Below are 20,953 nucleotides of genomic sequence, written 5' to 3'. Positions count from 1 at the left end.
GTCACCGGGCACTCCCCCACCGTTCCCGCCTTCGTGGAGTTCTGCAAACTCGGGTGACGCGTTTGCCCCGCCCGACATTAAGCCCGATGACCGGACGTCATACGCACGAGGTTGAGCACGACAATAGATGTCTAGCCCATGGGTTTCGACACACTTTAGTTACGAGACAGATTTCAGAGTCGTTCCGGGCGGTGCCTCGTCGCGCATTGTTAACGCGGAGGCGAAAATGGGGCCAGTAGTGCCGGGTGAGTTCTAGCATTACTGGCCGATTTTTCGAAGAGCGCTGACAGGGCACGTCACGTCTCGACCGAATTGCCGCTGGAAGAGTCCACCCGTGACAACCTCGCCTACGTTCGAGGCGCGTATCAGCGCGCAGGCACGGCGCAGAGTGACGACACGTAATAGGGCAGGATGGATCAATGAAGACATTCACACCTCCACAGACGAATCTGCAAGCATCCAACGTCATCCTCGGATTGATGCGGATCTCTGAAATGGAGGACGAGGAGATCCGCACCCTTGTCGGCACCGCCAGGGATGCCGGGATCAACTTTTTCGACCATGCCGACGTTTATGGTGGGGCGCACGGATGCGAGAAGCGGTTCGGTGACGCGGTCACGTTCACTGCCACCGAGCGCGAGTCGATCATCATCCAGTCGAAGGTCGGCATCCGCCAGGGCTTCTTCGACTTCTCGAAGGAGCACATCTTGCGCTCGGTCGACGAGTCCCTCGCGGCGCTGAACACCGACTACATGGACATCCTGCTGCTGCACCGTCCGGACGCCCTGGTCGAGCCCGCCGAGGTCGCCGCGGCGTTCGACGCGCTGCACGCCGCCGGCAAGGTGCGCAACTTCGGCGTGTCCAACCAGACGCCGGGGCTGGTCGAACTGTTGAAGCGTTCGGTCAACCAGCCGCTCGCTTTCAACCAGGTGCAGCTGAGCATCACCCACTCGCCGTTGATCGCCCAGGGAATCGCCGCCAACATGGCGGGACTTGACCAGTCGATTGACCGGGACAACGGCATCCTCGAGTACAGCAGGCTGAACGACATCACGCTGCAGGCGTGGTCGCCGTTCCAGAAGGGCTTCTTCGACGGTGTGTTCATCGGTGACCGGGAGAACTTTGGCCCGCTAAACGATGCTCTTGACGAGATCGCCGCCGCGCACGGTGTCACCCCGACCGGGATCGCGGTCGCCTGGATTACCAGGCACCCGGCCAACATGCAGGTGGTGCTCGGGACGACCAAGCCTGCGCGGGTGCTGGAATCTGCCGCGGGCTCCGACATTCCGCTTAGCCGTGAGGAGTGGTACCGCCTTTTCACGGCGGCCGGGCACGTCCTACCGTAAGCGGGCTACCAGGCGACGTCGGCCAGGTAGGTAGGTGGCGGCTTCGCCCGCCGCTTCGTGGCCGGCGTCCCCTCTACGGGGGTGCGGGACGGCTGTGTCGGCGGCTAGAAAACGCCCTTTTGGTGCTCATGGCGAGTAGTCCGACTTAGTACGGGTAGTCCACGTTGTTGGTGTGTTACCTCGGGACATCGTGGACAGTGGATCTCATCACTTCGTGGACGTTGGGTCTCATGGCTTCGTGTGTCCTGTCTCAACGCATCGTGGACACACGATCTCATGACATCGTGGACACCCTGTCTCACAGCATCGGAGACACTGGCGCCGATGATAGTTAGGGAATGTCGAATTCTCTTTTACCCCAGACTCGTGCCGCGATCATGAACTACGACCCGACCCAGCCTCACGCGCTGTCGATTGTCGGGTTCTGCCGCTCGTTGAAGATCTCTCGGAGCGTGTTCTATAAGATCCGTGGGCGAGCTGCCCAGAAGGCTGCTGCTGCGCTGCACCCACGCTCCCGCGCCCCGAATGTCCCTGCCCGGCGTTATGGGCAGGTCGTCGTGAATGAGGTGGTGAAGATCCGCAAACAGCTCAAGACTGATGGCTGGGATTATGGTCCCCGCTCGATCTACTACGAAGCGGCTATGGATAGCGGGTTTCCCGGAGGGAAGGTCCCGTCGGTGGCGACGATCGCACGTCTTCTGGCCCGCGTCGGGCAGGTGGACGCGTCACCGAGAAAGCGACCGAAGTCGTCCTACATCCCTTTCGTGCGCGCGACGGCGATGTCCCTGTGGCAACTGGACGCATTCGAGTACCGGCTGGCGGACGGGCGAACCGTTACGGTGTATCAACTTCTCGATGACGCAAGCCGTTACGACGTGGGCTCCGACGCGTATTCGCGTCATGAGAACAGTGCTGATGCCAAGGACGTCCTCGAACGGGCAATCGCCGCATGCGGGGCACCCCAGGAAGTGTTGTCGGATAACTCGCTGGCGTTCAACCAGCTGCGCGCTGGCAGAATCGGCTCCGCGGAGATCTTTCTGGCATCGAAAGGCACCATGCCCATCAGCGGACTGCCGGGTAAGCCCACCACACAGGGCAAGAATGAGCGTTCGCACCAGACGTTGATCCGTTTCCTGGACGCCGACCGGCCGGCCACTCTCGAGCGTCTCCGTGTCCGGGTCCAGCGTTTCCGGGAGCACTACAACAACCGCCGACCGCATCAAGCCCTTGAACAAGCTACGCCGCGGGCGGCGTGGGACCTGCTCGAGCACACGCCGGCGACCGAGCCGATCCCGCTGTCGGTGCTGGAGGCGAAAGCCTCTGAGTACCGGTGGGCTCGCACACGACGGCAGTCAGACCTTCACCGGGCGTCGTTGACGATCTCCAAGACCGGAGAGGTCCTGCCCGACGAGAGCGCGCAGCCGCCCACAGCGGATCAGTCACTCGTGGAGGTCACCATGGCGAACAGGCAGGTCTATTTTCAAGGATTCCACGTCTCCCTGCCGACGACCTACGCCGACCGCACGTTCTATCGGACGATCACCGCTGACGCGTTCTTACTGACCGATCCCGTGACTGCTGAAATCGTGTTCTCGTTCCCGCTGCCGATGGTCGCGCTGAACGTCCGAGGCCGATACGTTGCCTCATATTCCATCCAGGGCGTGGGCGTGACCCACCCGACGAAACCCTGGGAACGCAAGAACGCGGAATATCAGACACAGTTCGCCCAGCGCCAGACCGATCTCCCCGCAGTGCTCGGTGCGCCAGAGCGGTAGCTGTGCACGAAGCCATGAGACCCAACGTCCACGAAGTGCTGAGATTCACTGTCCACGATGTCCCGAGGTAACACACCACCAAGGGCTACTGCTACCACCAAGGGCTACTCGCCAACGCCTTCGACCTGGCCGGGCTGATCACCGTTTCGGCAGGAAATGGCGTCTCGGCGGGCGTCGCCGTGCTCAGTGAAATCCGCCGCCACGTTCACAAGAAGGCCGCGACGGCTGCGGCCGACGAGGCCGAGACGGGCGCGAGAAACGCGGTGTCCGGCATCGATTACCTCCGCCTGGTCGAGGATCGGCACAAGGGCACCATGGCGGGCGAGCCGATCAGCTTCGCTAAAGCGTCCACCGCGAAGCGTCCCGCGGTCGTCTTCGTGCCGACCATCCAGGAGGCCGTTCGATGAGTATTGACACCCTGCAAGCGCATTATGGATTCACGCGCATGCCCTTCTCCCGTGATATTCCGCCGCAAGCTTTGCACCCGCATCCCTCGCATCGGGAAGCGATCGCCCGGATTGATTGGTGCATCAGCCAACGCCAGCTCGGCGTGATCAGCGGGGAGGTCGGCGCTGGGAAAACCGTCGCCGTCAGGGCTGCCCTCGCTCAGCTCGAGCCGTCTCGGCATCAGATCATCTACGTTCCCGACCCGACGATCACGATGCGCGGCATCCACACCCGCATCGTCACCGCGCTCGGCGGAACTCCGGCGTTTTTCTCCGGAGTGCTCGCCTCGCAAACGGCGACGCTCCTCGCGGGGGAACTCGACGAACGCGCCCGCCTGCCCGTCGTCGTGATCGACGAAGCGCACCTGCTCACCAACACCGACCTCGAATCGCTGCGCCTCTTGACCAACGCCGATATGGACACCGGCTCGCACTTCGCGATGCTGCTCATCGGCCAGCCGACGCTGCGGCGCCGCCTCAAACTCGCGGTGCTTTCAGCGCTCGATCAACGCATCTCCACCCGTTACACGATCACCGGGATGGGTGCTGGCGACACAACCGATTACATCCGGCAGCACCTCACGTTCGCCGGCCGATCCGACCCGCTCTTCTCCGACGACGCCATCCACGCCATCCACCTCGCGTCGCGCGGTTATCCACGTGCGGTGAACAACCTCGCGGTCGCCGCGTTGATCGCGACCTACGCTGCCGACAAAGCAATCGTCGACCTGGCCGCAGCGCAATCGGCAATCACCGAGAACAGCGAGTGAACCCGCGTCACGAGTGACGATGACCACGTCACCCTGACGATGAAAGCCCCGCCGGAATCCTCCGGCGGGGCTTTTTCAGACCCGGGCATCGTCACCGACGATGACGCCGCCACCGTCAAATAACGCGACGGACAACAGTCGGTGAAGACGACGACGTCGCCATGTTCAATCAGGGCAGTCCCCGCTTAGAAAGCAACGGGTATGTCAGGCGAGCCGGGACGTGTGATGTTTTTGGTGATGCTCCACAGGTTGCGGTCACCGACGCGCTCGTAGTGAAAGTTATCAACGAGGGCGTGGATGAGCGCGATCCCCCGGCCCGATTCGGCCAGCTCGTCGTCAGGCATTTCCCGAGCGACCAGTTTGATGCCGCGGTCCTCCGCGGTGTCGCTCAGTTGAGCTTCGATGCGATCGTGACTGATGCGCAGGGAGAGCGTGCAGGTTACGCCAACCCCGGTGTCGGCGTGCTGGATGACATTAGTCGCCAGCTCGATGAGCGCCGTCACGAAAGCCATCCGGTCTATCGTGTTCAAGTCCGGGTGCCGGTTTAGCTCCGCGACGACGAAATCGTGCACGTCGTTCACGTCGCCGGGCGGCGGAGTCAACCGCAGCACGCAAGCACCTTCAACCACTGTAGGCCTCCTCCGTCGAGCCGTAGCTCTTCAGCACGCGGTCAAGGTTGGACAGCCGCAACACCAGGGTTATCTGCGCGGCGGGCTGCGCGATGCGCAGGTCACCTCCCGCCTGGCGGGCACTCTTCAAACAGCCAATGACCATTACAGAAACTTAGCTTCGTCCGCGGAGTACAGCCGTCGGTTCTCGGCGCTGATCATCCACGCGTGCTGCTCCAACTTCTCAATGAAAAGGTGCAGAATATCGGCGCTGGTGGGATCTTCGTCATCGACCTCATCGTGCACGACCCTCATGTTTTCCACCGTGAGGTTCAGGCGTTCCGTGATGAGGTTGACCGCGTTTGTAGTGAGGACCTCGCCGGCGGGAAAGGTCGGCAAGTGTGCGGTCGCGGCGACGGTTTCAATGCGTCCGTCGGGCTCCACGTTGAGGGCGCGTAGGCGTTCGGCCAATTGATCAGAGAATTCACGTACGTCATCGACGATTTCGTCGAGTTGCAGGTGGAGGTCGCGAAAATTCGGTCCAACGATGTTCCAATGCGCCTGCTTGCCTTGCAGGTGCAGCGCAATCAGGTCGACGAGAACGGACTGCAAGTTCATGCGGAGTGCCTCGGAGGCGTGCATGGTGTCCTTCCTTGATGCGGAGATAGAGCTTAAAATGTGATGCCACCGCGCCTGCCACTATCGCGGTTATGCGGGTTTCAACGAACGTTTTAGGCTGTTCAAGGCCCCTTTCGATGATAAGGCCATCAACTCAAAGGCTGCACCGAGCTGCACTGCCCAAGCAGCGCCTCTGACCCGTCGAGAGAACAACTCACAAGAGGGAGCCTGAACCGTCCCGGGTTTCATGCCGCCGTTTTGTTGGCAGCTTCGATATTCATCGGGCCGTTTGTTTCAGCGTAGTAGTTGCGTTCATATTCTTCGGGCGGGATGTTCCCGAGCGCGCTGTGCAGCCGCCGATTGTTGTACCAATCCAGCCAGTCGAAGGTAAGTTTCTCGACGTCCGCGAGGGTCTTCAACGGCCCCGTCACGAAGGACGAGTTCTTCGCTACGGCCTCGTTTTAGTAGAGCCCTGTCAGCGGCCACGAGAATCGGCCCACACACGGCCACATCGGAGCCCGTATACGGCCAATAGCCGATGGCCATCTATGGGCATGTGTTTTGACCACCAGATGTTCGAAAGGCGTACCGTCACATGCGCGACCGGACATGCCTCGTCGGCACTCGCGTCCTTCAGCGCAGGCGGGACTACACGGTAACGCCCGAAGCAAATCCCGGCGGGATTCCTTGCGATTGAAGGCGAGAGTGGACAGCGACGAGCGGCTGTGCGGCTGTTGACGCACCAGCTGCGACGAGCCGCGCCATGTTCGGGGTCGTTCTTGCTGGCATGTGGAATCGGACTGTGGTGCTTTCCCGGCACCACAGTCGAGCGATACGACTGGCCGTCGGTGGGCTGGCCTCGTGGCCATATGACGCAGGCACTCCGACTCCCCATTGACCGGGCGGATTCTGAGAGTCGACGCAACACAAGCGTTGTAGTCCGGCGTATTTCCGGGCAGTTTCAGGCTATCGCGGGTTCGCTTCGGCGACCCACTCTAGATGACGTTTACCGATCAGGGCCTGACCGGAACAAACCGTGCCCGGCCAGGTCTTCGCGAAGCGTTGGCCGCATGCCGAGCCGGCGACACCCTCGTCGTGACCAAGCTCGACCGTCTGGCGCGCTCGCTTCGCGGCGCGAAAGACATTTTCGATGATCTCACCCTTCGTGAAGTGAAGTGAAGTGAAGTGAAGCTCAGCATCGGCGGTTCCGTTCACGACCCCACCGACTCAGTTGGAAGGCTCCTCTTCAATGTGCTCGCGATGGTCGCTGAATTCGAGGCCGACCTCATCCGAGCTCGCACCCGCGAAGGCATGCAGGTCGCCAAAGCGGCTGGCCGGCTCCGCGGCGAGCAACCCAAACTGTCCACGGTTCAGGAGAAGCACCTGGTCGAGGTCTACCAGCGCGGCAATCACACTACCGCGCAGATCGCTGAACTCTTCAGCGTCGCCAGATCCAGGGTCTACCGGGCAATCAAGCGTGCCGGGGACACCGCCGTCTGAACGTGCGTCCTGCAGAGAAGTAGGGGTAAACGGGCGTTTGTGCAGAGAAGTACGGAACAGCCGGTGTTCACACGCGCCTGCACAACCCTGAAAACACCATGACCGTTGTGCAGACGACTTCGGAAAATGACAAACGATAAGTGGCGTTGTTTTGGCCGCGATTAGTGGCCGATGAGGAACGCTTCCCGCGCGGCGTCGACGACCTCGGGCGTGAGCGTCTGGAGGCCGTTCACTGTGTGGACGCGTTAGGTGAGGAACCGATCGACGAGTTGGAACTTGCCGCCGGTGATGCGGACGGTCACGACCGCGGTCGCGTACGCAATGCCACCGTCGTTTACCTCGACTGAGGGAGGGAGCCGTTGCGGGAGTACGGCGGTGAGTTCTTCAAGCGTTAAAGGGCGGTACTCGTGCGCGAATCCGCTTGAGCTGCAGAGCTGCGGATAACGGGCGAAGCGTTTCTTGATGCCGGGCATTCCTATCTGTTCGAGGCCGGTTGTTTTGCGACGGTCAGCTTCGTTGATAATAAGCAGCTCGGTCCAGCCTTTGGAGCGGGATTCTTCGTGCACGTAGGGATCGAGGGCACCATGCTCGGGATAGTCGAATTGCGCATTTGGAGTCGGTGGGACTTCCCCGCGCTGATCCCGACGAGGCCAACAGGGCCCTGCAGGATGTTGGATATTAGTTCGCGGTGAACAGTCGGAATGACCATGAGGTGAGGGGCGGCGGTACAGTGCTGTGGCCATGTGTCAGACTTTATTGATGCACTCATTTTCTACTGAAACACCTGCGGCCAGCGCAGAGCTTTTGGCGCGAGCGTTCGCGGCGACGGCGCGTATGTCGTTGATTACGGACGCGCAGCAGAACATTTTGCATGTGGGTAATTCCTTCACCACGATTACGGGATACGGCGCCGACGAAGTGCTCGGCCGCAACTGCCGCCTGCTTCAAGGCCCGGGTACAGATCGTGCAGTCGTCGCCACTATCAGCGCCACATTGTGGGCCGGAGACGCCTTCGAGGGTGACATCCTGAATTACCGTAAGGACGGATCGCCGTTTTGGAACGGTTTGAAGGTCACACCGCTGCGAGGCCCGGCAGACAAGATCACTCACTACGTGAGTACGCAAAGTGACATTAACACCCGTCGAGCGTTCCAAGACACTCTGCGCTTCCAAGCGCTGCACGATGTTGTCACGGACCTGCCTAACCGCCGCTACCTTGAGCAGCACTTAGCGCGGGACAGGGCAGACCTGGACGCGGGTGTCACGGCCGTCGGTCTGATCAATATTAACGAATTCCGTCGCATCAACGACCAAGTTGGACTTCGCGGAGGTGACGAGCTTTTACGTGCCCTGGGTCGCCGGCTTCGCAATTTGGCCGGTGACGGGGTTTTTCTGGCGAGCCTGAAAGGTGATGAATTCGCCGTCGTGATCGACGACCTCGGTTCGCCACGCGATAGTGCAGATATTGACGATCAGCTCGAAGTGGTCCTGCGTCGGTTGCACGAAGCCGTTGAGCGCCCGTTCCAAGTGCGGGGGCAAAGCGTGAGCGTCAGCATCAGCATGGGAGTCGCTTTTTGCCCGCGGGATATTGACGACACTTTAAACTGTTTTCGTGACGCCGAGGCGGCGTTGAAAACGGCTCAGAGATACCGACACGATCGTAAGCGCTGGTGGTATGTGGCACCGCCGGTTTCCGAGACCGGCACACAGGCGATAACCATTTTTACGACGCCGCGTGCAACGCAGGCGGAACGGAACGTGCAGAACCAACGCTTCGAAGACCATCGGTGGCGCCTCTTCAACGGAGGATTGTCTATGTACATGCAACCCGTCATTGACTTGCGCACCGGAGATTTAAGCCGAGTAGAGGCTCTAGCGCGACTAATACTTGTCGATGGCACCGTCGTCGGTCCCGACCAGTTCCTTCCCTCACTCGACGATGCTGGCCACGATGATCTGTTTCGTCTTGGTCTTGACGAAGCATTAGGCTGCCTCGCACGTTGGGACAGGGAAGGGCTGTCAACCCGGGTCTCGGTCAATTTGTCTCCGTCAACGCTTTACGACTTGAACTGTACCGGCTGGGTAAAGAGTGCCTTGGAACGCCACAACATAAATCCGAACCGCCTCTCGCTCGAGCTGCTAGAGACGGAGTCAGCGAAGTCCGCAGTGCAAATCGTTGCAATCAACGACCTGCGAAAACTCGGAGTCGGGTTGGCTCTTGATGACCTGGGTTCCGGTCATGCAACTCTAAAGCGTTTGTCAGACTTGCCTTTCGACTCGATCAAGCTGGACCGCGGCTTATTCGCGAGCCTGAATAATCGTCCGCTGGAGACACTCAGCATGCTCGCCACACTCACACAAATGGGACGCGATTTCAAAGTCGACGTCGTAGCGGAGGGCCTTGAAGATGCCCGCCTCGCTGAAGCTGCGGTCATACTCGGGGTGCCATTGGGCCAGGGATACTTCCTTGCCCGACCGATGCCCGCCTCGTCGATACCCGACTGGGCCACGGCACACAAATTCCCCCTGAGCGCTGGTAAGGTAACGACCGCACTTGGAGCACTGGCCTACCATTGGAAATTTCTGCGTTGGGAATCACCGCATCCGCTGCCGCTATCGGCATGTCCGCTGACCGACTTTATGCAACGTCACACGCCGCACACCAGCCGAGCGACCGCTTTGCACGTGCAACAACACGAGCCCTTCAACGAGCCATCGACGGATGGTCAACAGCTGCAGGAATGGCTGATCGACTTAGTGCAGGACCACATCACAGCAGCGGTCTGAACACCGTCGCCCAGCGCCACTGAAAATGCTCACCCCACGTGCGCCAGCGGCACCAACAATCCAACGCTTCACGACCTGCCCTCACCCCACCCTGACGGAGGGCATCTTTGATGATCTAGGCTTGAAGCATGATGGGGGAGCATAGTGGGGCATCGCAGGCGCAGGCGCAAGCGCAAGACGCGACGAGCGTTTCGTGACTGGGCCTTCCGAATAAGCCACTCCCGCGCCGCGCCTATCTGGGCTTGGTCATTCGTGGTTGCCATGGCTGCCATCGCAATCTTTCTGGTCTGGGTAGCCATGATGCGCTAAGTTACACACCAACTCGCCGGACTATCGCTACCACCAAGGGCTACTCGCCACACCACCAGGAATTCTGGGATCTCGTCGGGCAGGGCATCTCGAGCGAAGAAGCTGGCGAGCGAGCCGGCGTGTCGGCGCCGGTCGGGACTCGCTTCTTCCGCCACGCTGGCGGTATGCGAGATGTCAGCAAGGACCCGCTTTCAGGAAGATTTCTGTCTTTCAGCGAGCGTGAGGAGATCGCGATCCTGCGTGCACAGAACGCTGGAGTTCGACAGATTGCGTAGGCGTTGAGTCGGTCCCCATCGACGGTCTCACGCGAGCTTCGGCGCAACGCGGCCTCACGGGGCGGCAAGCCTGAATACCGCGCCACGAGCGCCCAGTGGCACTCCGACCGCCCTACGTGTCAGGGTTGGGTGAGGCCAGCACCTCAGAGCAAGTCCACCGTCTCACGTAGGGCGAGAACCAGGAAACCCCGAACATGACCAGCCCTTCTCCGTCCGCTCTGCGCGACGATAGACCCATGACCAACACCAGCCCGGGCCCCCGCGCCGGAGGCCCGAAATCACGGCGAACATTCACCCCGGCCCAGAAACTCGACCTCCTCGCGGGCTACGAAGACGCGGTCCTCCGCAACGGGGGCGGCGCGTATCTGCGCAAGGAAGGCATCTACTCGTCACAGATGACCGAGTGGCGCAAACTGCGCGATGCCGGTGTTCTCGCGGGCAGGAACCCGGGCGAGAAAATCGGCCGGTTGACACCCGAGCAGGCCGAGATCGCGCGTCTTCGCCGGCAGCTCGCGGTCACGCAACGACGTTTGGGAATCACGGAGGTCGCCCTGGGGATCATGGGAAAAGCACACGAACTCTTGGAAGAGATCTCCAAGGGTTCGCACGACGACACCCCGCCCAAGAGACGCTGATGGCCACCTATCGGGCCCTGATCACCGCGGACGTCCCCACCCGGGCCGCCGCAACTTTGGTCGGGATCCCGCGGGCGACGGCGACGAGGAAGCCTCGAACGACACCACTCCCGGCAGCGACAGTCGTGCCGGCGAACAAGCTCGGCCCCCTCGAGCGGGCACGGATCCTCGATCTGGTGAACTCGCCTCGGTTCGTGGATCTGCCTCCGATTCAGATCTACGCGCAGCTGTTGGACGAGGGCGTGTATCTTGAATATTCGTTCTCCTGGGGGCCAGCGTTATTGACCTTCGGGGCCACTGATCAAAGTGCTGAGTAGCGTTCTCGGGGGCCACCAAATATTTCCGTTAGGGGCCATCTGCTTAGCTCCTTCCGCTGCGTGTATTGGCACGCAGCGGAAGGAGTAGTTAGCAATGGTACGAAGGATCAAGGCGAAGCGGGTGCTCGAACTCCGCGCCGAGGGCATGACGGGGCGCGCGATCGCACTCGCGGAGGGCATGTCGCGCAAGAGTGTGCTGGCGGTGTTCGATGCCGCTGACAAGGCCGGCATCGGCCGCGACGGCCACGTGGGCCGCAGCGATGCTGAGGTGTATGCGTTGCTGTTCCCGGGGCGCGGCGAGCATGAAAGTGTCTTTGTGCAGCCCGACTGGGACGGGGTGCACAACGAACTCGCCAAGGTCGGGGTGACGCTGAAACTGCTCCACGGCGAATACATCGACGGGTGTGCTGCGAAGAAGCAGCCCTCGATGGGCTACGACCGATTTTGTAAGGCCTATGCCGCGCATACTCTGATCACAGGAGCGGCGTCCCGGGTGGGCCATAAGGCTGGGCAGACCATCGAAGTCGACTGGTCGGGCCCGACGATGCAGCTGATCGACCCGGTGACGGGAGAGATGTCTCGGGTGTATTTGTTCGTGGCGTGTCTGCCGTTTTCGAGGTATGCGTTCGTCGAGCCGGNCGCCAAGACACCTGGCTGCTGGCCAACGTGGCGATGTTTGAGTGGTTCGGCGGGACGGCTCCCCGGATCGTGCCCGACAACCTCAAGACCGGGGTGATCAAGCACCCTCGCGAGGGCGAGATCGTGTTGAACGATGCCTACCGGGAGCTGGCCGCGCATTACTCAGCAGCGGTGCTCCCCGGCAGAATTCGCCGCCCGAAAGACAAAGCGAGCGTCGAGAATACGGTGTCCCACGTGGCCACCTGGGTGATCGCTGGCCTGCGCAATCAACAGTTCGCAACCCTCCCTGAATTGCGGGTCGCGATCCGGAAGCGCATGGACGCTTATAACCGGGAACCGTTCCAGAAACGGGCTGGCTCTCGCCTGAGCGTGTTCCAGACGGAGGAGAAGTCACTGTTGCGGCCGCTGCCGTCGGTTCCTTTCGAGATCAGCAGGTGGGTCATGGGGCGCCGGGTTCAAAAGAACGGGCATGTGGTCTGGGAGAAGAATTTCTACTCCGCCCCCTACGCGCATATCGGGCAGGGGGTCGATCTGCGCATCACCACCCAAGTGCTGGAGATCTATCGCAACCACGAGCGCCTCACAAGCCACCTGCTGCTCCCGGAGCATGTCATCAACGAATACCGGACCAACGATGCCGACCAGCCTCAGGGCGAGAAATACCGGGAGTGGGACGCCGTCAGGATCCGGGCTTGGGCGACGCGTGTCGGCCCGAACATGGTGACCGTCGTGAACAGGATCTTTGAGGCGGTGCCGGTGGAGGAGCAAGGCTTCGATGCCGCTCTCGCAGCGCTGCGACTGAGCCGCCGATACTCCAGCGAGAGAGTGGAAAAAGCGTGCCAGATCGCCCTCGAAGGGCGTATTCGCTCACCCCGATATGCGCACTTGCGGCCGATCCTAGAGACCGGACAAGACAAAGCAAGCACCCGCAGAATACCGCGCTTCGAACCGACAGAACCTGAAACGGGCGGCTATGTCCGCGGCGCCGACTACTACGCCGGAGGCGCACGATGAGCCGCATCGACATCGAGACCAAACGCAAGCTCCGCGAGATGGGCGTGACCACCCTGCTAGACGCGTTCGACGCCCAAGACGACACCCTGACCCTCGGCTTGGCGTTCGAGGAGAAAATCAAACTTGCCGTCGATGACGCCCATGCCTCCTTCACCCAAACCAAGGTCGAGGGGCTGATCCGCCGGGCGAACCTGCGATATCCCAACGCCGACCTGCGACGCCTGGACCTGGTCGAGGAACGCGGCCTCGACCGGTCGGTGATCGCTGGACTGGGCACGTGCTCGTTCATCGACCGGCAGCAAAACGTCGTGTTCCAAGGATTCACCGGGTCGGGAAAATCGTATCTGGGGTGCGCGTTAGCGAAGGCCGCGTGCCTGCACCGAGTGCGGGCGCACTACATCCGGATGCCGGAGCTCGAAGAAGCTTGGCAGCTGGCCCGCGATAAACCCGCCGGGACGACCAAGTTTCTGAACAAGTACACCGCGTTCACGCTCTTGGTGATCGATGAATGGCTCCTCGACGAACCCGACGAGAGCACCCGCAGCATGCTCTTGGAATTCCTCGAGCGACGCTACGACGAAGCATCAACGGTCTTCTGCACCCAATACGCCCAACGTGATTGGCACCAGCGCCTAGGTTCCGGGGTTCACGCCGACGCGATTATGGACCGCATCGTGCACAACACCATCTGGGTCGAGACCGGCGGCCACAACATGCGAGAACACACCGCCGGCCTGGTCACGGCCTAACCCGTCGCGCGGTCGGAGGAAAGTGGCCCCCGACCGCGCGTCAGCCCGGCATCTCCAGGCAATACCGGTGGCCCCCGAAGGCAATATCGGACGGCCCCCAAGCCCTCAAATACTCAATCTCGCGTCGATCTCAACGATCTACCGGATTCTTGCGGAGAACAGGCAAGTCAGGGAACGCCGCCGCCTAGCGAGGCATCCGGCACGGAAGGTCCCGGAACTCGTCGTTACAGCCCCCGGAATGGTGCTCAGCTGGGATATAACGAAGCTCGCTGGACCCGTCAAAGGCAAGTACTTCGACTGCTACGTGATGATCGATATCTTCTCGCGTTATATCGTCGGCGCCGTCGTCCACGCCTCGGAATCGGCGGTCCTCGCAGCTGAGATGATGAGGACGACGTTCGGGATCCACGGGACCCCGCAGGTCGTCCACGCGGACCGAGGAACATCGATGACGAGCAAGACCGTCGCGGTGTTGCTGTCAGATTTGGAGGTCACGAAGTCGCACTCGAGGCCTCGCGTCAGCAATGACAACCCCTATAGCGAAGCGTGGTTCAAAAGCCTCAAGTTCGCGCCGGTGTTCCCCGAAAGGTTTGGGTCCCTGACTGATGCGAGGGTCTTCATCGCGGCGTTCGTCGAGGGCTATAACCACTCGCACCGTCATACAGGCATCGGGTTGAATACGCCCGCTGACGTTCACTACGGCCTCGCGGTCGGCAAGGCTGAAGACCGCTCCGCGGTCCTCGCCCAAGCCAGGCTCTCGACACCGGAGCGTTTCGCGACGGCCCTGGATCCGAAGATCTTGGCGTTGCCGGACTCGGCGTGGATCAACCGGCCGGTCGAGGATCCCGTCGCCGCAGAAGGGATCACACAACTAGCTGCGTAAACTCACGCTGGCCTCATTCGCCTTGACAAATTCCGCCGGCGCGCCTGCCGACCCAAAACTGCCAAGCTCGTGGGCAGCCCTCAGTTGCGCGAGTACGTGCAGTCGCGGTTGGATGGAGCGGTCACCCGGGCTGACGGCACGCCCGCGGCAGCGCCTGGAATTGGTGCGTGGAATGGACGTCGTCACGGGCCACGCAAGGATCGGCGCTGGACGACCGCGTGGAGCCCGGAACAGATCACAGGTCGGCTCAAGATCGATTTCCCTGAAGATTTGAGCATGAGGATCTCGCACGAGGCGATTTATCAGGCCCTCTACATCGTGGGGCCCGGCGCGCTGCGTCGCGAGCTGACCACTGCCTTGAGGACCGGGGCGATCACTGAACCGTACCGGGTTTCATCCCGCCGTTTTGTTGGTCGTGACTTTCAGCCATCCGCTCGGTGGTGATGTCCACCGACCAACCGCGTAGGAAAGCTCATAATAGTAGGCCGTGTCAGGGGTCAGGGAGCAGGTGGTTACGCGGGTTTGCGCGTTGGTGCTCTGTGTGGCGCCGGGAGCGCAAAGAACATACTCGTACGCAGTTGACGTGACGGGCACTGGCGTGCGGGTTGATGCTGTGGCGCCGCTGCCAAGTTTTCCCGAGTCGGTGGAGCCCCAGCAGGTGAGGGTGTTGTTAGTGATGGCGCAGGTTTTGTAGTCGCCGGCGTCGACGGTTTTGGTTGCGCTCGTTGCTGGAGTGAACACCACGACTTGGGGTGTTACCTGGATGGTTCCAGTTGTGTCGGACGCGTCATAGCGGTTGTTACCCCAGCAGTTGACGGAGTCGGTTGTGGTGGCGCAGGTGTGCTCCCTACCGGCGGAGATCGTAGTGAATTGGTACGAGCCACTCACGAGACCGGGCGTGCTCTGACTGGTTTGGGTACCGTCGCCGAGCTGGCCGAACGTGTTGTCTCCCCAGCAATATGCGGTTTCATCCGTTGTGAGGGCGCAGGTACTCTCGAAGCCAGCTGTGATCGTGGCGAAGTTGTTAATGCCGCCTGTCACGGCTTTTGACTGCAGACTTACCGGTACCAAGCTGCCGCTGCCGAGAACCGGTACCGAGCTGTCGCTGCCGAGTTGTGTCGAATTATTATTCCCCCAGCAGTGGGCCTCTCCGCCTGCGATGGCGCAGGTGTGTTGGCCCGAGGTATCGATATCGGTGACGATGCCGGTTTCCGTCACGCTACCGGTAACAGCAACCGGCGTGCTGCTGCCGCTCATCAGACCGTCACCCACCTGCCCTGAGTCGTCGTTTCCCCAGCAGAAGGCGGATCCGTTAGATACTGCACAGGTCGTGTTACTGCCGGTGGTAATAGCGGTAACGGTCCCACTCAGGCCTGAGATTGCCGTCGGTGTCATGTGGTCAGTAGTCGTGCCATTTCCTAACTGCCCATCCGCGTTGGCTCCCCAGCAGTAGACGGTGCCATCGGCGAGGGCACAGGTGTGAGCGTCTCCCACGCTGATGGCGCTCACATCGTTTAGGAGGCCCGCGACCTTGACGGGAGTGGTCGTATCCGTAGTCAAACCATCTCCTAACTGCCCGGCGGAGTTCGCTCCCCAGCAGTACGCGTTGCCAGCGGCAACGGCGCAACTGTGTTGATACCCCACGACGACGTCGGAAATTTCCGCCCGGACCGCCGGATCGCCGGCGTCTGTGACGGTCAACCCCGTTCCGGAATACAGCGTGGTGGGCTCGCTACCATCCGCACTCAACGAACGCTGAACTGTAAAGCTCGCGGTATCGGCAGGGACAGGTGCTGGTGCAGCAGCCCAGTCGAGGTCAACCGCGGTATTGCCTGTCGTTATCGTCGGGGCCGCCATCGCGGCGAGGGTGGCGGTGGTGATGGTGTTGTCGGTGATGGAACTCTGCGCGGTGAAGTCCGCCCCGCTTCCGAGCATCGGCGTTGCCGTGACGATCAGCAACGCGCCGATAGCGGTGAGGGCCGCTCGGCACGTGCGGCGCAAGGTGGACTTTGCGGACTTCGTCATGCAGATTCCGTTCTGTTGGTGCGTTTGGTGCGTCGAGTATGGCGGCTGACTAGGTGACAGGCAGTGTCAGACCGAGCTGCGGTCGGCCACTGTGGTTCCACTGGACTCGGCGAATAACTCAGCGATGAAGTCGAGTTGATCCGCTGCGGGACGCGGCGGGACCGCGACATCCGTTGGGGTGGAAATGTCGGGCCCGCTGCCGACGGCGGGTTGGTCGGCGCCGTGTGGGTCAGCTGCAGCCTGAGCGTCGTGCTGCGAGTCGGCGCGCCTCGATCGCGCCGCGCCGGGCAGGGGCAGTATCGCTAGTCCGCCGATGACCGCGAGGAGGGAGATACGTGCGGGCAGCGTTTCAAGGCTGTGCAGCACTCCAGCCAACGGTTGGCCGACGGCGCCGGTAACAACACCCACCACCATGCTCTGCACAAGCGGGGTGGTATCAGCACTGTTATTGGCGTCGCCCTGTGTGGTGGCCTCGTCACCGTTCACAGCGATGATGCGATGGGTGACAAGTGCGCCGGAGTCATCGTTTATGGTGATAACCGCGTTAAGAACAAGGTCGTCACCAGTCGGCGGCTTCAGCGTGATGATATCGCCGAGCATATAGGTGGGCTCCATCGACCCGCCAATTACCCGCACCATGTCTTGTCCCGAAACCCAGGTGAAGACGGCCGGTCCTACTACTAGGACGACGATCCCCGCGATCAACACAGCCCGTCCCGTACCGAGCACCCTGCGCAGCACGACTCTCGGATGACTGGGGCGGTGGCGCATAGGGAAGTCCTCAGTGCTAAGGGAAGGGTAGAAGGTTTCGCCAGCCAGCCAGCCAGCATGTCGCGGTCTCTGGCTGATGCCGGTAAGGCTGTCGCGCAAGCATGGACCCACCGCCCACGGCGCCGCCCTGCGGGCCCTGATGACCATGACGGCCAACAGTGCCCGCAGGGTGAGGTCCTCGTGAGCGCGGATGGCTCGTCGGACGGGACTCGCACGGTGTGAGATGAGTGATAAAAAACGTGAACGAGGTCACACCTACATGTTTTCCGTCAGTGCGGCAGCGGTGACGCGAAAGACTTACGGCTGCGGCTGCTGCTGTTTGGCGTCGATGACGACGTCGAAGCCCACTTCTGCACCCTGAGCAAGGTCGCCCGCCTTGGAATTGAGCGCAACGGTGACAACCGTCTCTCCCTCCTGATTTTCTCTGTTTATCGGGGCGGCGACAGAACCGGCATCTTCTAATGCTTCGTTGAAGGTGCTCAGGTCGTTGAGATGGCCGGTTATGTCGAGCCCGTCCTCATCCGTGATGGTTACGTCGAACCATCCGAGCACCGCCGTTGTAACATCGGCCGCGGCAGTTTCGCCGGCGTCGACGGCGGCGGGGTCAGTGATCGCGACATTGTTGGCGGTGGCATAGCCTTGGGCGGCGCGGGCGGCGACGCCGGCGGCGGCGGGAACCGTGGCGGTAAGGTCGGTGATACCCAGGTCGTAGTCGAAAGCCACCGTGCCGGCGTTTTCGAAGCTGAGCGTCTTCGTGCTGCCGGTCGCTCCGGGCAGCATGTCCTTGACGTCAAAGGCCCTGTTGTTCGATTCGTCAACCGTCAGCGTTGCAGTCGTGAAGGTGTTCGATTCGACGCGGTCCTGGCTGGTGAACAAAGCGGTAGTGCTGAGAAAGCCGCCGGCGCCGATGGCTACGGCTGCCCCGCCAGCGATGACGGCAAGAGTGCGGGGGCGCAGACGTCGCGCAACGGAAACGGTTGTGGTGATGTCACTCATGATTTACCTTTTTTTAGTGTTGTGAACGGACGTATTCGGAACTGTGTCAAAGACACAGGAAAAGTTTTGGCTGGCCTGATTGGTGCAGCTCGCCGCACAGATCAGACCAGACGGGTCAGACCTGGCGGGCGTTGAGGATGGATTGGAAGGACACTGTGGCGCCCTGCGCGTCATTGCCGACGGAATCTGACACCATCACGTCGTAGGTGAAGGTCAGCGCGCTACCGGCCGGGATCCTCAGCGCCACGGTGTTGGGCATGGCGTCGAGGGCGCCGGAAGCGACCAGCATGGTGGCAGGTGAGGTGTCAGTGGAGGTGAACAGCCGCGTCACGAACCACGAGGCCACCGAAATTCCGGTGAGCGCCGCAGTACTGACGGTGACCTCGATGTCAAAGTCGGTGGGATTGGCGACGGTGTAACGCAGGGCAGGGCGGGTCTCGTTCGGCAGCAAGTTCACGATCGAGGTGTCCTGGTTGAACTGCAACCCGGAGATTTTTACCAGGGCGCAGGAATCCGCTGTAGTGACAGTGCCAACGGTCATCGCGGCGGTTGCTGAAGCGGTGCTGGACTGCGCAGCCTGCGCCGGAGTGAAACCCACACCGGTCAACATCGCTACGACACAAGCAACGGTCAGCACCGAGCCAACAGTCCGAAAGTCGCGTCGGCGAGAGCTCACGGCCACGGCGACAAACCCGGCGACCAACAAGCCTGCAGCGATGAGGGCGATACCGTCGCCGTTAAAACCAGTTGCGCCGAGTGCGTGAGCCGCCGGCGCGCTCACTACGACAACCGAACATGTGTTATCCAAGGTGGTTCAAGCCGTCTCCCCATCAGATGCTGATTTCACGCAGTACCAAACCAACACGTCAACCGCCGCCCCGGTGGCATAAAGATGAATCAAAATGTTGTGACACACACCACGCAGTTGCGCGCACGTATCAGAATGCCAAATCAGAATCAGGATTCACGGCAGATTTCGGCCCAGCAACTACAGGATTAGCCCAGTTTTTTGGGCTCTCCTGACGCTTCCGTGGGTTAAACCCGGCCCGGGAGGACCGGTTTGTGCCCGCCGAGGCTGAGCATCGCGAGGGCGATCAGGGCGTCGGGTGATGTGAAGCCGAACGCGATGCGGGTCATGAGGCGGATCTTGGTGTTCATGGATTCGACGCGGCCGTTGGAGAGGCCGTGCTCGATGGACGCGAGGATCGCGGTGCGATGCTTCACGATGCTTTTTTTTGCAGTTTCACGAACGCCGGGATCCGGCAGCGGCGAGCCCAGCTGACCCACTTGTCCAAAGCCTCAGTGGCGTCGGTGAGAGGGAGTTTGAAGATCACGTGGAGGCCTTCCTTCAGGTAGTAGGCGCGCGCCAGTCGGGGGTCGGTCTGCACGATCCAGGCGAGCTTGGTTTGTTGTTTCTCGGTGAGATTTTCCGGGTTCTTCCAGAGCGCGTAGCGATAGTTCTTGATGCCGGCCGCTCGGGCGCTATCGGGTCGTGGTGGGGCGTCGGCGGCAGGCCGGCCACCGCCGCGGCGGGTCTCGTTTTGCCGGGCGGCTATGCGGGCTTCGTTCCACGCGGCCCGGCGGACGTCGTCGAGGGCTTCGGTAGCCCATTTCACGACGTGGAACGGGTCGGCGCAACGAACCGCGTTGGGTGCGCGTTCCTTGACCACACTGGCGATCCAGGCTGCGCCGTCCGCAGAAACATGCGTGATCTGGGCTGAGCGTTCCGGCCCCAACGCGTCAAAGAACGTTGCGAGGGTGGCTTTGTCCTGGCCCGGCGCCGCCCAGACGAGGCGGCCGGAATCGTGGTCAACAACGCACGTCAAATACTTGTGGCCGCGCTTGTAACTGATCTCGTCGATGCCGATCCGGGTGAGGCTGGCGAACTGGTCGAACTGCTTCTCAGTGTCGGCCCAGACCCGGGTAATGATCGCGCCGACGGTGTGCCACGCGATGCGCATCAGCACGGTGATGGCGGTCTTGGAGGTTTGCGTGGCCAGCCACGCGACCTGGTCGTCGAAGAACAGCGTGTGTCCGCTTTGATGCCGAGCCCACGGGACGGCGGCGACGGTGACCCCGTGCACCCGGCAGCTCACCCGGGGCGCGGCGGCTTCTAACTGGATTTGTACTGAGCCTGCGTCCAGGGACCGCCAGCGGCGACGCCCGTCACCGGCGTCATAGCGGGGGCAACGTTTCCGGCAGGCCCCGCAGCGGTTCCGCATCGAGGCCGTGGGGCGTACTGACGCGACCAGAATGCCCGTTTCCACGTCGAGATCGACGGTTTCGACGATGGTCTTGTCGACTCCGAGCAGAGTTCGCCATAGTGTTGAGTTTTGCACGCCGCTTTTCCGATCCTAAGTTTCTTGCCTTTGACAGTTAGAAACCTAGACGCAGAGCGGCGTGCACTCGTTAAGGCGCTCGGAAACCACCCACGGTTACGTCAGGAGAGCCGTTTTTTGTCCCCAATAGTGGGCGTTGCCCCTGTGATGG

The 20,953-nt window shown here is 61.6% G+C and carries 16 protein-coding genes and 6 pseudogenes; 12 read left to right on the top strand and 10 right to left on the bottom strand.

Annotated elements, in window-relative coordinates; genetic code table 11:
- Positions 1 to 419 precede the first annotated feature (419 nt).
- The 4 genes from D6T64_RS05420 (at position 420) to D6T64_RS05405 (ending at position 4,337) form a co-directional block, all read left to right on the top strand.
- Positions 420 to 1,346: an aldo/keto reductase gene (locus D6T64_RS05420; protein WP_119972804.1), complete on the top strand. Its 927-nt coding sequence runs from the start codon at positions 420 to 422 to the stop codon at positions 1,344 to 1,346.
- Positions 1,347 to 1,684: 338 nt separating this feature from the next.
- On the top strand, positions 1,685 to 3,121 hold the full coding sequence (locus D6T64_RS05415) for an integrase core domain-containing protein (protein WP_119972801.1): 1,437 nt from the start codon (positions 1,685 to 1,687) through the stop codon (positions 3,119 to 3,121).
- 179 nt (positions 3,122 to 3,300) lie between these two features.
- On the top strand, positions 3,301 to 3,528 hold the full coding sequence (locus D6T64_RS05410) for a hypothetical protein (protein WP_119972798.1): 228 nt from the start codon (positions 3,301 to 3,303) through the stop codon (positions 3,526 to 3,528).
- Positions 3,525 to 4,337, top strand: a complete 813-nt coding sequence (locus D6T64_RS05405) for an ExeA family protein (protein WP_035880690.1) — start codon at positions 3,525 to 3,527, stop codon at positions 4,335 to 4,337. The genes D6T64_RS05410 and D6T64_RS05405 overlap by 4 nt, the downstream gene beginning before the upstream one ends.
- Positions 4,338 to 4,522: 185 nt before the next feature.
- Here D6T64_RS05405 and D6T64_RS05400 read toward each other — a convergent pair whose 3' ends face one another.
- From D6T64_RS05400 to D6T64_RS05390, 4 genes are all read right to left on the bottom strand, one after another.
- Positions 4,523 to 4,948 (bottom strand): ATP-binding protein, encoded by a 426-nt coding sequence (locus tag D6T64_RS05400; RefSeq protein WP_158594819.1) that lies wholly within the window; start codon positions 4,946 to 4,948, stop codon positions 4,523 to 4,525.
- A gap of 10 nt (positions 4,949 to 4,958) precedes the next feature.
- A complete protein-coding gene (locus D6T64_RS22525; RefSeq protein WP_158594818.1) occupies positions 4,959 to 5,111 on the bottom strand; it encodes an STAS domain-containing protein in 153 nt (50 codons plus the stop codon).
- Positions 5,111 to 5,587 (bottom strand): Dps family protein, encoded by a 477-nt coding sequence (locus D6T64_RS05395; RefSeq protein WP_119972793.1) that lies wholly within the window; start codon positions 5,585 to 5,587, stop codon positions 5,111 to 5,113. Before D6T64_RS05395 ends, D6T64_RS22525 begins: the two co-directional genes overlap by 1 nt.
- 221 nt (positions 5,588 to 5,808) lie before the next feature.
- Positions 5,809 to 5,994 (bottom strand): integrase core domain-containing protein, encoded by a 186-nt coding sequence (locus D6T64_RS05390; protein ID WP_119972790.1) that lies wholly within the window; start codon positions 5,992 to 5,994, stop codon positions 5,809 to 5,811.
- A gap of 574 nt (positions 5,995 to 6,568) precedes the next feature.
- Here D6T64_RS05390 and D6T64_RS05385 point away from each other — a divergent pair.
- A pseudogene (locus D6T64_RS05385) lies at positions 6,569 to 7,063 on the top strand (recombinase family protein); the annotation flags it as partial.
- Positions 7,064 to 7,308: 245 nt separating this feature from the next.
- Here D6T64_RS05385 and D6T64_RS05380 read toward each other — a convergent pair.
- Positions 7,309 to 7,629 (bottom strand): ATP-binding protein, encoded by a 321-nt coding sequence (locus tag D6T64_RS05380; protein ID WP_233550842.1) that lies wholly within the window; start codon positions 7,627 to 7,629, stop codon positions 7,309 to 7,311.
- 175 nt (positions 7,630 to 7,804) lie between these two features.
- On the opposite strand from D6T64_RS05380, the gene D6T64_RS05375 reads away from it, so the two are divergent.
- The 7 genes and pseudogenes from D6T64_RS05375 to D6T64_RS23140 all read left to right on the top strand — a co-directional run.
- Complete coding sequence (locus tag D6T64_RS05375; protein ID WP_147364485.1) at positions 7,805 to 9,850, top strand: EAL domain-containing protein; 2,046 nt, start codon at positions 7,805 to 7,807, stop codon at positions 9,848 to 9,850.
- Positions 9,851 to 10,215: 365 nt separating this feature from the next.
- A pseudogene (locus tag D6T64_RS23145) lies at positions 10,216 to 10,533 on the top strand (helix-turn-helix domain-containing protein); the annotation flags it as partial.
- Between the two features lie 137 nt (positions 10,534 to 10,670).
- Positions 10,671 to 11,069, top strand: a complete 399-nt coding sequence (locus tag D6T64_RS05365) for a hypothetical protein (RefSeq protein ID WP_119972781.1) — start codon at positions 10,671 to 10,673, stop codon at positions 11,067 to 11,069.
- Positions 11,070 to 11,480: 411 nt separating this feature from the next.
- Positions 11,481 to 13,039 (top strand): annotated as a pseudogene (gene istA, locus D6T64_RS05350) (IS21 family transposase).
- Positions 13,036 to 13,788 (top strand): ATP-binding protein, encoded by a 753-nt coding sequence (locus D6T64_RS05345; RefSeq protein WP_119972768.1) that lies wholly within the window; start codon positions 13,036 to 13,038, stop codon positions 13,786 to 13,788. Before istA ends, D6T64_RS05345 begins: the two are co-directional and overlap by 4 nt.
- Before the next feature lie 118 nt (positions 13,789 to 13,906).
- Positions 13,907 to 14,671: pseudogene (locus D6T64_RS05340) on the top strand (transposase); the annotation flags it as partial.
- A gap of 42 nt (positions 14,672 to 14,713) precedes the next feature.
- A pseudogene (locus D6T64_RS23140) lies at positions 14,714 to 15,040 on the top strand (IS30 family transposase); the annotation flags it as partial.
- A 24-nt stretch (positions 15,041 to 15,064) separates the two neighbouring features.
- Here the strand turns inward: D6T64_RS23140 and D6T64_RS05335 are convergent.
- From D6T64_RS05335 to D6T64_RS05315, 5 genes and pseudogenes are all read right to left on the bottom strand, one after another.
- The gene (locus D6T64_RS05335; RefSeq protein ID WP_119972764.1) at positions 15,065 to 16,696 is read right to left on the bottom strand and encodes an RCC1 domain-containing protein; all 1,632 of its coding nucleotides are present in this window, start codon (positions 16,694 to 16,696) and stop codon (positions 15,065 to 15,067) included.
- A gap of 66 nt (positions 16,697 to 16,762) precedes the next feature.
- Positions 16,763 to 17,467, bottom strand: coding sequence for a signal peptidase I (locus D6T64_RS05330; protein ID WP_158594816.1), 705 nt, complete (start codon positions 17,465 to 17,467; stop codon positions 16,763 to 16,765).
- Between the two features lie 297 nt (positions 17,468 to 17,764).
- Positions 17,765 to 18,463 (bottom strand): hypothetical protein, encoded by a 699-nt coding sequence (locus tag D6T64_RS05325; RefSeq protein WP_119972758.1) that lies wholly within the window; start codon positions 18,461 to 18,463, stop codon positions 17,765 to 17,767.
- A gap of 115 nt (positions 18,464 to 18,578) precedes the next feature.
- Positions 18,579 to 19,004 carry a hypothetical protein gene (locus D6T64_RS05320; RefSeq protein ID WP_147364483.1) on the bottom strand — a complete coding sequence of 142 codons (426 nt, stop codon included), beginning with the start codon at positions 19,002 to 19,004 and terminating at the stop codon, positions 18,579 to 18,581.
- A 494-nt stretch (positions 19,005 to 19,498) separates the two neighbouring features.
- Positions 19,499 to 20,802 (bottom strand): annotated as a pseudogene (locus D6T64_RS05315) (ISL3 family transposase).
- Between the last annotated feature and the right edge of the window lie 151 nt (positions 20,803 to 20,953).

The organism is Cryobacterium melibiosiphilum (assembly GCF_003602235.1).
In the GTDB taxonomy this organism is placed as follows: domain Bacteria; phylum Actinomycetota; class Actinomycetes; order Actinomycetales; family Microbacteriaceae; genus Cryobacterium; species Cryobacterium melibiosiphilum.
The sequence above is the reverse complement of the archived record's forward strand: the minus strand, read 5'-3'. Positions and strand labels throughout refer to the sequence as shown.

Coding starts and splice junctions, on each gene's coding strand:
- D6T64_RS05420 (WP_119972804.1), top strand. CDS start 420: ATGAAGACATTCACACCTCCACAGACGAATCTGCAAGCATCCAACGTC.
- D6T64_RS05415 (WP_119972801.1), top strand. CDS start 1,685: ATGTCGAATTCTCTTTTACCCCAGACTCGTGCCGCGATCATGAACTAC.
- D6T64_RS05405 (WP_035880690.1), top strand. CDS start 3,525: ATGAGTATTGACACCCTGCAAGCGCATTATGGATTCACGCGCATGCCC.
- D6T64_RS22525 (WP_158594818.1), bottom strand. CDS start 5,111: ATGGTCATTGGCTGTTTGAAGAGTGCCCGCCAGGCGGGAGGTGACCTG.
- D6T64_RS05395 (WP_119972793.1), bottom strand. CDS start 5,587: ATGCACGCCTCCGAGGCACTCCGCATGAACTTGCAGTCCGTTCTCGTC.
- D6T64_RS05375 (WP_147364485.1), top strand. CDS start 7,805: ATGTGTCAGACTTTATTGATGCACTCATTTTCTACTGAAACACCTGCG.
- D6T64_RS05365 (WP_119972781.1), top strand. CDS start 10,671: ATGACCAACACCAGCCCGGGCCCCCGCGCCGGAGGCCCGAAATCACGG.
- D6T64_RS05345 (WP_119972768.1), top strand. CDS start 13,036: ATGAGCCGCATCGACATCGAGACCAAACGCAAGCTCCGCGAGATGGGC.
- D6T64_RS05335 (WP_119972764.1), bottom strand. CDS start 16,696: ATGACGAAGTCCGCAAAGTCCACCTTGCGCCGCACGTGCCGAGCGGCC.
- D6T64_RS05330 (WP_158594816.1), bottom strand. CDS start 17,467: ATGCGCCACCGCCCCAGTCATCCGAGAGTCGTGCTGCGCAGGGTGCTC.
- D6T64_RS05325 (WP_119972758.1), bottom strand. CDS start 18,463: ATGAGTGACATCACCACAACCGTTTCCGTTGCGCGACGTCTGCGCCCC.
- D6T64_RS05320 (WP_147364483.1), bottom strand. CDS start 19,004: ATGACCGTTGGCACTGTCACTACAGCGGATTCCTGCGCCCTGGTAAAA.